Raw genomic sequence first — 11965 nt, forward strand, 5'->3', positions numbered from 1 at the left:
GGTTTGTATCAATGGGAAATGTGAATCGCTCTTCATCTAGCTCGTTTTGCTAGGTGAAGAGCGATTTTTTTCATGTTCTGACAGGCAGCGGTCATCAGTGCCTGTTCGAGCACCTTGTCCCTGCCTCGGAACCTCGCGTATCTGTATCCATGAAGTTGTTTCGCATCTGCAAAACTTCGCTCAATGGTTTGCTTTCGGAGTCGGTATAGGCGTTTCCCAGATTTACTTAATCGGTTCTCTCGGACCCTCTCTTTGCTATCCTCCCAAACGTGTCGTACCAAAACTTTTTGCTTGTTGCGGGAGCGTGTACACTGAGTCAGAATGGAACATGCCTTGCAAATTTCTGGGTCGGATTTGTACTCCCTGTAGCCTTCACGAGTTGTCGTTCGGTAAGTAAGTGGGTGTTTCTCTGGACATAGGTACGAATCCGTTTTCTTATCGTATCGGAACTTCCATTTGGGCATTAAACCCTTTGTGGGATGAAATCGGCGGTGACCAATCACTGCGAAGATACCACGTTCAGTTAATTCGTTACATATCGGATTTGTTAGGTAACCAGAGTCGAGCGCCACGGCTTCAACATTGAAACCAAAACGTTCAATTTGTCTTTCAAGTCGCCCTACGTATGGAATTGAATCATGGATATTGCCTGGCGTGATATGCACATCTGTAATCAAGTTGTACTTCGCATCAACGGTTCTGTGGTCGAGATAGTAAAATCCTTCCGGCTTGCCTTCGCGGTACATATATCCACTGTCCGCATCTGTGAGGCTGACCTTTACTTCGCGCTCCTTGGACACCTCCTTCCTGGGGCTTAAGGACTTTTTTTGGTGAGCGCTCCGATCTGCAGCGATGGCAAGGTCAAGTTCAGCAAGATAGCCTTTTACTTTTTCCTCAACGACTTTCCGCTCGAACTTGTGCTTATTTGCATTAGCTTTAATGTGTGTGGAGTCTGTCATCAGGACTCGTCCAGAAATGAGTCGGTGCTTCATACCTTGGAGAACGATTTCGTCAAAGATGTCTTGAAAGATGCCGGTGCCTGCAAAGCGAATACACCGATTCCATGACAGGGTGGTATGGTCCGGAACCCGGTCAGTAAGTTTTAATCCCAGGAACCAACGGTACGCAACGTTCGTCTTCACTTCTTGTTCCAACTGGCGCTCAGAACGGATGCCGTAAAGGTACCCCAGAAAGATCATTTTGAAGAGTACAACCGGATCCACCGCAGGTCGTCCGTTGTCTTCGGAGTAATAAGGACGGACCTTCTCTGGAATGAACGAGAAATCGATGTAACGATCAATCTTCCGAAGAAGATGGTCCTCAGGGACAAGTTCTTCAATAGATACAAACTCGAACTCCAACTGACGACCGTCTTTTGACTGGTACACGTCATCACCACCCAACATTGGTTATGAATATTATAACATAAATACATATATTTAGAATAAAAGAGACATAAAGAATGGCTGTCGAAACTTTCTCGACAGCCTGGAACCGCCCTCTGGGCGGTTTTTTCTATCGGAGTTTGAGGAAAAGGATTGGATTTTTCTGTATGTCAACAATGTATGGCTTGAAAGAGTCGTCTCTGAGCCATACTGCATAGAGTGGACAAAGACCAGATGGCAGGAACTTTAGCCCAAACAGGGGAATTGTAAGAGTACCAGGTGTGAGACAGAGGCTGGCGGTCAAAAAGGAGTGACGGACATTGAACAATGAATGGCAGTCGCGACTGCTGGATTATCTAGAAAATGAGGCAAACGGCTTGCTTTCTGTACGGGAATTAACTGACGCACTTGGCGTGGAGAGCGGAGATGATTTCCGTGAATTTGTAAAACTGCTGGCGGCTATGGAAGAAACGGGTCAAATCGTGCGCACCCGTAGTGATCGTTATGGATTGCCAGAACGAATGAATTTAGTGGTTGGGCGTCTGCAAATGAAGGCGCGTGGTTACGGGTTTGTGATTGCCGAGGATGGCAGTGAGGATATCTATATTCCAGGTACGGAAATGAACGGTGCCATGAGTGGCGACAAAGTGATGGTTCGTGTTGAAGCTGAGAACAAAATGAAAACCGGATCGGCGAAACATAGGGAAGGACGAGTTATTCGCGTTCTGGAACGGCAAGTTGAGCGTGTGGTAGGTCGCTTTGTCAAACATGAGAAACATGGCTTTGTCACTCCGGCTGACAAACGTTTTCCGCAGGATGTGTGGATTGGACCTGACCACTTGCTGGACGCACATGACGGTTATGTAGTGGTAGCAGAAATTTTGGAATACCCTACAGCTACACGCGGCCCTGTTGGCAAAATTGTCGAAGTGTTAGGACATCCTGACGAGCCGGGCATGGATATTCTTACGATAGTACGTAAATACAACCTGCCAGAAAAATTTTCGGATGAAGTGTTGGCTGCTGTCGAACGCATTCCGCGCACACTCTCGGAAAAAGATTATGAAGGCAGACGGGATTTACGTTCAGAACGAATTGTCACGATTGACGGCGAGGATGCTAAAGATTTAGATGATGCAGTCCATGTGAAGCGGCTTAAAAACGGTCATTTTGAATTAGGAGTTCATATAGCGGATGTAGGGTATTACGTGAAAGAGGGAAGTTCTATCGATAAAGAGGCTTATCGCCGGGGAACGAGTGTCTACTTGGTTGACCGTGTCATTCCTATGTTGCCGCAACGACTTTCCAACGATATCTGCTCTCTTAATCCACAAGTGGATCGGCTGACCTTGTCTTGCATCATGGAGATTGATGAAAAAGGAGCAGTGGTTAGTCACGATATTTTTCCCAGTGTTATTCATACGCGGGAGCGCATGACATACAACAATGTACGGAAAATTCTGCTCCGCGAGGACGAGGAGGTTATGCAACGGTACCGTGATTTGTTGCCCGATTTTGAGCTTATGGAAGAGTTGGCATTGATTCTGCGTGAAAAGCGAATGCGTCGCGGTGCGGTGGATTTTGACTTTGATGAAGTCAAAGTTGTGGTCGATCCGCTAGGAGCGCCCGTGGATATTGTAGCGCGTCAACGTTCTATTGCTGAACGAATTATTGAAGAGTTTATGTTGGCCGCAAATGAAACTGTGGCAGAGCATTTTCATTGGCTTGGCGTACCGTTTGTCTATCGGATTCACGAAGAGCCGGATATGGGCAAAATGCTCGACTTAAATCAGTTCTTGCATAATTTCGGATATTCTATTCGTGGAGTTGGCAATCGTGTTCATCCGCGTGCTTTGCAAGATGTATTGAATGAACTGCAAGGCAAGCGCGAGCAGCGTATGCTCTCTTCGCTGATGTTGCGAAGTATGCGTCAAGCGCGTTACGCACCAGAGTGTACGGGACATTTTGGCCTTGCAGCAGAATACTATACTCATTTTACTTCGCCTATTAGGCGCTATCCAGATCTTGTCATTCATCGAATTATTCGCGAGAGTTTGCTGGCCCCATTTTCCGCAGAACGTGAAGGCGCGCTTGCTGCTTTTGTGGCTGATGCTGCTGTCCAGTCCAGTGAACGAGAACGCATTGCCCAAGATGCTGAGCGTGAATGCGATCAACTTAAAATGGTGGAGTATATGCAAGCTCATCTATTTGAGCCTTTTGATGGGTTGATTTCAGGTGTCACAAGTTTTGGCTTGTTTGTCCAATTGCAAAACGGTGTAGAAGGTTTGATCCATATTTCGTATTTAACGGATGACTACTATGCGCTCAATGAACGTTTGATGGCGCTGGTCGGTGAACGTACAAGACGTGTTTTTCGATTGGGCGATCCGGTTCGGGTGCAGGCGATTGCGGCCAACAAGGAGACTTTGTCGATTGACTTTGAACTGTTGGAGCATTTGCGCGAAGCTACGTTTGTTTCGTCAGGTAGAGGTGGAGAGATTATTTACGATGAAGATCTTTCTCGTACGGAACGTCGAAGAGCTATAGAAGAAAGGCGTTTGCGCAGCGAAGAAGGAGAGGCTCGTGGACGTCGCCGAACTCGAGAACGATTGTTGGCAGATACACATGGGAATAACTCATCGGCATACGGAACGGCAAGAAGAGAGACGGATCGTCCGAATGACAAAGCGAAGCGCAGTCAAAAAAGACGTAGCAGTATAGAAATTGGTCATGCCAGTGTCTCTCACGGGGGTTATGAAGGGCCTGCTTGGGCGGGAAAAAGCCGTCGCAAGAAAAAGCGGTAGAGGGTTTCGCTTGTGGCAGCCAATCTGTCTGTAGTAACATGGGAAGCACGTGAAATCGCGCGAGAATCCTGGACAGATTGAGGTGAGTTTTGTGGCCAAAGGATCGGATAAAGTGCTCGCGCAAAATCGTAAGGCTTACCATGATTATTTTATTGAAGATACGTATGAAGCAGGACTGGTCTTGACGGGATCGGAAATTAAATCGATTCGCAAAGGTTCTGTGAATTTGCGAGATGCTTATGCGCGAGTGGAGAACGGAGAAGTGTTTATTCACCATATGCATGTAGCTCCTTATGAACAGGCGAATCGTTTTAATCACGATCCCATGCGTACTCGCAAATGTTTGCTACATCGTGAGGAAATTCGCAAGTTGATTGGTATGGTTAGGGAACGTGGCTATACCTTGGTGCCCACAAAAATTTACTTGCGTAACGGCTTTGCCAAAGTGGAATTAGGTTTAGCTCGTGGTAAAAAATCGTATGACAAGCGAGAATCTCTTAAGCAAAGAGATGCTAATCGTGAAATTCAGCGAGCCCTTCGGGATCGCCAAAAAAGCTGAAAAACGAGCGGTTGTTTTCTTCTGGAAACGAGTTTCCAGAAAAACAAAAATGGTTAGGAATGCACTAGAGGAATAGCCGTGAGGCTTTTATGTACCCAACACAGTCTTGTTTGAATTGGATATCGTTGTATAGATTGCTCTAACTTTCAACTTGTCAAATGTCCGTTTGTCACGTAGTATATGAAATGTAACGTCTGAACGCTAAGGCTTGGTGTAGAGCCTTTTGACAAAACATATCGTTCGTTCCAGACGTCCCGTCACGGGGGCGTTATGGATTCGACGGGGATTGTTTGAGCGTGTAACGGCGGGTCGTGGGGCTGCGTGGCCACGTAAAAAACGCAGACCTAAGAATAACTGGCAAAGCTAAGAAGAACTACACCACAAGCAATACCCTCGCCCTGGCTGCCTAATTTGCACCAGGCCGTCACCTTGTAAGTCGCCCGTGCTTACCTTGTGACGTCAACTGAGCGGGATAGCTCATAGGCTCTGTCTGCAGCCTGTGAGTGAAAATAAGCAGACTTACTCCAGTCTAAGCGTGTGCAACCGCGTAGCTGGAGGAAATGCAAAGGTTGCACTACACCCGTAGATGTTCACGTGGCAAAATCTTCGGACGCGGGTTCGACTCCCGTCGCCTCCACCATCCGAAATCCGGGCGAAGCACAGAAAAATTTGCTTCGCTCTTTTCATGTAAGGATCCGGGCCCATCAAGGGGCTCGGCCAGAAATAAACCTGCATCTGGCGGGTTTCCGGATCAAAGATCATATGTGACACGAAAGCACGTATCATCTCACGACGCTGCTTGTTCGTCCCCGCTTGCATCGTGTGCGTCAAATAGCGCACACCTAGCGTTAGTCCTTCTTCTGCGAGATGATCCCCTCCAGAATCCAGTCATGGAGGGATCATCGTGACAAAAGCCGAGTTAGAAGAACTTCGCGAGCTTTGGCGCGCCCGTGTGACGGACTTTCGGGCCAGCGGGTTAACCGGAGCAGCATGGTGTGCCGCGCATCAGGTCAAGGAGCACCAGCTGAGGTATTGGGTCGGCAAGTTTAAGGCGGACACCGCCCACGACAGCCAGGGGCGCGATGATGTTGAGCCGCGTTTTATCCCGGTGCGCTTGGACGAATTTGCGACTGAAGTGACGGACAAGCCGCTGTCCGTACGCGTAGGGCCTGCTGTGATCGAGGTCTTACCTGGTTACGACTCGGATCTGCTGCGCGATGTGGTGCGCACTCTGGCATCGCTATGCTGAACATCGACACCGCACCGGAGTTGCGCGTGTATCTGGCCTGCGGCAGCACGGACCTGCGCAAGTCCATCGACGGTTTGGCGGCCCTCGTGCAGGAGTCCTTTCAGCTGGACCCGTTTTCTCCAGCGGTATTCGCGTTTTGTAACCGGGAGCGGGACAAATTGAAGTTGTTGTACTGGGAACACAACGGCTTCTGGCTGTTTTACCGCCGCTTGGAGCGGGGACGGTTTGAATGGCCGGGCGCCAGGGACTGCAAGACCCTCCTCATCACCCGTCGGGAGCTGAACTGGCTGTTGGACGGACTGCCACTCAACCAACCAAAGGCACACCCCAAAGTTACGGCGAAAAAAGTGGTGTGAGACCGATAAACACAGAAGGATCTGTCAAGGGATTTCGGCAAGTGTGTCGAAATCGTTTTGCATGATGAACACGACGACGGAGACCCCAAACCAACTGGAAGCCCTTCAACAGCGCAACGAGGCGCTGGAACAGGAAGTCGCGGAGCTGAAAAAGCAGGACAAACTGCTGCTGGAGCAGCTTCGACTGACCCGTCATCGGCAATTTGGGAAGTCCAGCGAACGCGTAGCGAATGACCAGATGCGCTTGGATCTGGTATTCAATGAGGCCGAGGTTGAGGCGCAGCCGGAGGCAACGGAACCCACCCTCGAGACGGTGACCTATGAGCGACGCAAGAAGCAGCCTGGCCAGCGGGATGCCATGCTGGCAGACCTTCCGGTGGAACGGGTGGAGTACCGTCTGTCGGAGGAGGAACGTCAGTGCCCGTGTTGTGGCGAGGTGATGGACGAGGCGGGTGTGGAAATCCGTCGCGAGCTCATCCACATTCCGGCACAGACAAAGGTACGTGAACACGTGCAACAACAGTACGCATGCCGGACGTGCGACAAGCATGGGACCGAAACGCCCATGGTCAAGGCACAGATGCCCAAGCCCCCGATACCGGGTAGCCTGGCATCCGCATCGATGTTGGCGTATGTGATGGACAAGAAATACGTGGACGGCTTACCGCTGTACCGGCTGGAGGAGCAGTTTGCCCGGCAGGGTCTGCAGTTGACCCGGCAGACGCTGGCGAACTGGGTGGTACTAGGCGCGACACGATGGCTCGAACGCATATACCACCAGTTGCACGAGGAATTGCGCAAGCGGCGGTATCTTCATGCGGACGAGACGACGCTGCAAGTGCTGCATGAGTCAGGACGACCGGCTGAGACGACATCGTACATGTGGTTGTACCGCAGTGGTGCAGATGGACCGCCAATTGTCCTGTTCGACTATCAGGAGACCCGCTCGAAAGAGCACCCGAAGCGATTTCTCGAAGGATTCGAGGGGTACCTGCACGTGGACGGGTACAGCGGGTACAACGACCTTCCAGGGGTGAAGCTGGTCGGGTGCTGGGCACACGCCAGGCGCAAGTTTCATGAGTCACACACCGCGCTGCCGGCAGAGGAGCGAAAGAAACCGACCGCTGTCAGGATAGGATTGGAATACTGCAATCGGTTGTTCAAGATTGAACGCGCTCTGAAGGACGCGAGCCCAGAAGAACGTCACACAGAGCGGCAGAGGTTAAGCCGGCCGGTGCTGGACGAGTTTTTGGCATGGCTTCAGGAGCAGAACAAACAGTTGCTGCCCAAGAGCGCCTTGGGGCAGGCGGTTTCTTATTGCCTCAACCAGTGGTCTAAACTTACCACGTTCCTGGAAGACGGGCATTTGGAGTTGGACAATAACCGGAGTGAGCGGTCGATTAAGCGGTTCGTGATCGGACGAAAAAACTTCCTGTTCGCGAACACCCCACGGGGCGCGAGAGCAAGTGCCACCACGTACAGTTTGGTGGAGACGGCCAAGGAGAACGGACTGAACCCGTACCTGTACCTGGAGTACCTTTTCGAACGGCTACCGAACATCCAGACGGACGACCAGACGGCAATGAACGAGTTGCTGCCGTGGTCGGAGCGTCTGCCTGAGCGAATCCGCAGGAGACCGAAAAAAGCATAGCATGTGAAGGTGCCCCGCTGGCTCCCCGGCGGGGTTTGCTTTCATATACGACTTTGCTACAGCATGAGGGGGGAGTGCAAGGTGGGCGGGATTTGACGTTCACGGCAATACGGGCTTGTCCATGAGCAACCACTTGCCTCGATGCGGTTGATATAGATCAAACAACTTCTTGATGCAAGCAGTAAGCCGATCCTTTGAACCGAATAAGCGCTGGTACGTTTCCATGAACGTCTCGGGACGTGATTCCCACGGACTCGGCTCGTGCTCGTTATCTGGCGAGAAATGTGCTTCTGCGTCGTCGTTCTCTTCCTTACGTTCTGGTTTTGGCCGAAACCATTTCACCCCTCTTTTGGAGCGCAAATATTGTTCATGCGTTTTGAGGTGCCCAGGTGTGATCCGGTCAAAAACACGTCCACACAGAGCACACTGTACTGGTGGCCCCTTCAACACAGGAAGCATCCGGTCTTGCGCTTGAGATACAGTTAAGGCTTTGGCGTACATTTTAATCACCCTTTTGATTGAGGGAAAACCTATCAAGCCTCAAATGGAGGATGCAAGTGTCAGACCCGAAAGCTGTTTGGACCGGTATTGAGGAGTAGGGGTAATAAAGAATCGGATACAAAAGTCCGATGGTTACTGGAGAATCCGTGTTTACATGCCATCTGAGCATTCCTTTCGAAATTCATGTCTGCTGCGGTTTTCCGAGGGCTGCCTCCAATGCAGAAATCGGGGCTTAAGAGGACTAGGGGAAATAAGAAAGAAAAATCCCTCTTCATAGATGAGGCGGGATGCTCTCCACATCGCCTCTCATTTTAGGGATGCTTGACGTGTGTACCATCCATCACTATCGTAGATTTTGGTAGCCTGTAGTAAAATGTCAGAAGGCAAACTGTACGGGATCTTCATTTGAGAGGGAAAATGCAATGTCGACGCCATATCATTCAAAACTATGGGCGCATCTGCTAACGATGCGTGCTGCTACAGACGACTTTGATAGAATCACAAGAGCAGCTGCAAACGCAAGGGTGGATGTGAACCCTCATCAGATAGATGCGGCTTTATTTGCATTGCGGTCACCACTGTCACAAGGCGCCATTCTCGCCGACGAAGTTGGTCTCGGCAAGACGATTGAAGCAGGTCTGGTGTTATCACAGCGCTGGGCGGAGCGCCGTCGAAAGCTGATTGTCGTCGTTCCAGCCACATTGCGTAAGCAGTGGGCGATGGAGCTGGAGGAGAAATTCCATCTGCCGTCCGTCATCCTGGAAGCGAAGTCTTTCAACAGCCTGTTGCGTCAAGGCCATTCGAACCCGTTTGATCTGCGCAATCAGGTAGTCATCTGCTCATATCACTTTGCGGCCGCAAAGTCGGAATTTATATCACAGGTATCTTGGGATCTTGCAGTTCTGGATGAAGCCCACCGCCTGCGGAACGTATACAAGTCCATCAACAAATTAGCGAAGAACATTCAGGCGACGTTGGCCCGTACGAAAAAGCTTTTGCTTACGGCTACGCCGCTGCAAAATAGTCTGATGGAGCTTTATGGGCTTGTCAGTATCGTGGATCCGAACGTCTTTGGAGATGATAAATCGTTTCAAGCTCAGTTTGCGAGACAATCGTCCGAAGAGCGAAATCGGTTACTGCGGGAAAGACTGGCCCCCATTTGCACTCGAACCTTGCGGAAACAAGTGCTGGAATATGTCCGGTACACGAACCGGATCCCTATCACACAGGAGTTTACTCCAAGTGATGATGAACACCGGCTCTATGAAGAGGTAACAGAATACCTTCGCCGTGAAGTCCTCTTGGCATTGCCAGCGAGTCAACGCAGCCTGATGACGCTCGTATTGCGCAAACTGCTTGCGTCATCGACTTTTGCGATTGCGGGAACGCTTCGTGGTCTCATCCGGCGCCTGGAAAATCTTCAACCGATGAACGTTGAAGAAGTGACAGATGACTACGAGGGAATGGATGAACTGGAAGATGAATGGGATGACACAACGGAGGAAGAACGTGTCGATCCGCAACTTCTTGCGGAGGAGTTATCGCTTTTACGACGGTACGCTGATTTGGCAGAAAGCATCCGGAACAATGCGAAGGGCGATGCGCTTCTCACTGTGTTGGACAAAGCGATGGATAAGGCAAAATCCCTTGGTGCGAGGGAGAAAGCGGTCATCTTTACAGAATCTCGACGTACGCAGCAATACCTGTTCCAACTCCTGACGGATAACGGCTATGAAGGCGAAATCGTACTCTTCAACGGGATGAACAACGATCCCCTGTCGACACACATATACCAAGAGTGGTTGAAGCGACACGAGGGTGAATCCGTCATCACCGGGTCCCGAAGCGCAGACATTCGTGCGGCACTTATCGAGGAATTTCGGGATAGAGCGACCGTCCTCATCGCCACGGAGTCCGCTGCTGAAGGTGTGAATCTCCAGTTTTGTTCGTTAATTGTCAATTACGACCTGCCGTGGAACCCGCAGCGTGTTGAACAACGAATTGGCCGTTGTCACCGGTATGGACAGAAACATGATGTAGTTGTTGTAAACTTTTTGAACAAGAGAAACGAAGCCGATCAACGGGTATACGAATTATTGGCGGAAAAATTTCAGTTGTTTAGTGGGATTTTTGGCGCCAGCGATGAAGTCCTTGGAGCGCTGGAATCTGGAGTCGACCTCGAAAAGAGAATCGCTCAAGTGTACCAAGAGTGCCGAACGGTCGAGGAAATCAATGCTGCCTTTGACGCCCTGCAAAAGGAATTGGAGTCGTCGATTGAAAGCCGTTTGACTGAAACCCGGCGGGCGCTACTGGACAATTTCGATGAGGATGTACATGCCCGACTCAAGGTGTATGAGGGGCAAGCGACCGAACGGTTGTCGGAACAGCAACAATACCTGCTGTCACTTGCTAAAGTAGAACTCGCAAATGATGCGTTGTTCGATGACTCGACACCCCGGTTCAGGTACTCGGGAAATGATGCACCGTCTGGGATGTATCATCTTGACTGGAAAGCCGCAGAGGTAAATGGCGACAACTTCTTTCGGATAGACCATCCGTTGGCCCAAGCCCTTGTGGATCGGGCCGTTACGAGGGAGTTGCCACCCGCTGAACTGGCCATTCATTATTCTGACTATGAAGGCCTGATTAGCACCGTGCAGGCGTTAAAGGGCAAATCAGGGTGGCTCCAAATCACCGAATTGGCAGTGGAATCGCTCGAACTCGAAGAGTTTCTTGTTTTCTCCGGGATCACTGATGACGGAGGAATAGTGGACGAAGAGACCTGTCTGAAACTATTTAAACCAAAGGCCATGGTGAGGCAGATAGATCCTTCTGCCATACCACCAGCCTCGGTTGAGCAACTTGAAGCGAAAATCGTCAAGGAGAAGCTGCATCTTGTGGAGGAAAAGAACGGGCGATTCTTTGATGAGGAAGTTGCGAAGATGGACCGATGGGCGGATGATTTGAAGTTTGGATTGGAACAGGAAATTAAAGACCTCGACAAACAAATTCGGGAATTGCGTCGTGCTTCCACCACTGCGATTTCTCTCGCAGATAAACTGGCGGCGCAAAAGGCGCAACGTGACATAGAGACCCAGCGAAACAAAAAACGACGGAAATTGTACGAAGCACAAGACGCCATTGATGCGAAGCGCAACGAGCTCATCGAAAACATTGAGCGTCAATTGAAGCAGACCCATCGCTTAAAACCTTTGTTTATCGTTCGCTGGACGGTTGTATGACATGGGAAGGGGAGAAGGCAACGTGGACAAGCTTCCACTCACGTCGAAAGACATTTTGGCTGAGAAGATTGCACGCATCCGTGAAGAGTTTCCGGAGGTATTTACAGAGGGGAAAATTGATTTTGATCGTTTGAAAATGGCACTTGGAGAGTTCGTTGCTCTTAAGCCCCGAAATCAGGTTGGACAACCTCTCTAAAGTATAGGAGACTAGAAGCAAC

The 11965-nt window shown here is 50.3% G+C and carries 9 protein-coding genes and 1 other RNA gene; 8 read left to right on the forward strand and 2 right to left on the reverse strand.

Annotated elements, in window-relative coordinates; all coding sequences use genetic code 11:
• Positions 1-32: 32 nt before the first annotated feature.
• On the reverse strand, positions 33-1406 hold the full coding sequence (locus ACOJUR_RS04985) for an IS1182 family transposase (RefSeq protein ID WP_420949092.1): 1374 nt from the start codon (positions 1404-1406) through the stop codon (positions 33-35).
• A 299-nt stretch (positions 1407-1705) separates the two neighbouring features.
• Between ACOJUR_RS04985 and rnr the strand changes: the two genes are divergently transcribed.
• The 6 genes from rnr to tnpC all read left to right on the forward strand — a co-directional run bounded on the left by rnr (position 1706) and on the right by tnpC (position 8004).
• A complete protein-coding gene (gene rnr / locus ACOJUR_RS04990; RefSeq protein ID WP_420949418.1) occupies positions 1706-4189 on the forward strand; it encodes a ribonuclease R in 2484 nt (827 codons plus the stop codon).
• Between the two features lie 91 nt (positions 4190-4280).
• Positions 4281-4748, forward strand: a complete 468-nt coding sequence (gene smpB, locus ACOJUR_RS04995; RefSeq protein WP_072874807.1) for an SsrA-binding protein SmpB — start codon at positions 4281-4283, stop codon at positions 4746-4748.
• A 261-nt stretch (positions 4749-5009) separates the two neighbouring features.
• Positions 5010-5388, forward strand: a transfer-messenger RNA (tmRNA) gene (gene ssrA, locus ACOJUR_RS05000).
• A 264-nt stretch (positions 5389-5652) separates the two neighbouring features.
• On the forward strand, positions 5653-5997 hold the full coding sequence (tnpA, locus tag ACOJUR_RS05005; RefSeq protein WP_072875300.1) for an IS66 family insertion sequence element accessory protein TnpA: 345 nt from the start codon (positions 5653-5655) through the stop codon (positions 5995-5997).
• Positions 5991-6353: an IS66 family insertion sequence element accessory protein TnpB gene (gene tnpB, locus ACOJUR_RS05010; protein ID WP_072875299.1), complete on the forward strand. Its 363-nt coding sequence runs from the start codon at positions 5991-5993 to the stop codon at positions 6351-6353. Before tnpA ends, tnpB begins: the two co-directional genes overlap by 7 nt.
• 64 nt (positions 6354-6417) lie before the next feature.
• Complete coding sequence (gene tnpC / locus ACOJUR_RS05015; RefSeq protein WP_420950503.1) at positions 6418-8004, forward strand: IS66 family transposase; 1587 nt, start codon at positions 6418-6420, stop codon at positions 8002-8004.
• Positions 8005-8103: 99 nt separating this feature from the next.
• On the opposite strand, the gene ACOJUR_RS05020 is transcribed toward tnpC, so the two are convergent.
• Positions 8104-8505 carry a hypothetical protein gene (locus ACOJUR_RS05020; RefSeq protein WP_420949419.1) on the reverse strand — a complete coding sequence of 134 codons (402 nt, stop codon included), beginning with the start codon at positions 8503-8505 and terminating at the stop codon, positions 8104-8106.
• 422 nt (positions 8506-8927) lie between these two features.
• On the opposite strand from ACOJUR_RS05020, the gene ACOJUR_RS05025 reads away from it, so the two are divergent.
• Complete coding sequence (locus tag ACOJUR_RS05025) at positions 8928-11747, forward strand: SNF2-related protein (RefSeq protein ID WP_420949420.1); 2820 nt, start codon at positions 8928-8930, stop codon at positions 11745-11747.
• A 22-nt stretch (positions 11748-11769) separates the two neighbouring features.
• On the forward strand, positions 11770-11943 hold the full coding sequence (locus ACOJUR_RS05030) for a hypothetical protein (protein ID WP_420949421.1): 174 nt from the start codon (positions 11770-11772) through the stop codon (positions 11941-11943).
• Positions 11944-11965 lie beyond the last annotated feature (22 nt).

Origin of the sequence: Alicyclobacillus tolerans (assembly GCF_048984885.1) — a bacterium.
GTDB classification, from domain to species: Bacteria; Bacillota; Bacilli; order Alicyclobacillales; family Alicyclobacillaceae; genus Alicyclobacillus_I; species Alicyclobacillus_I tolerans.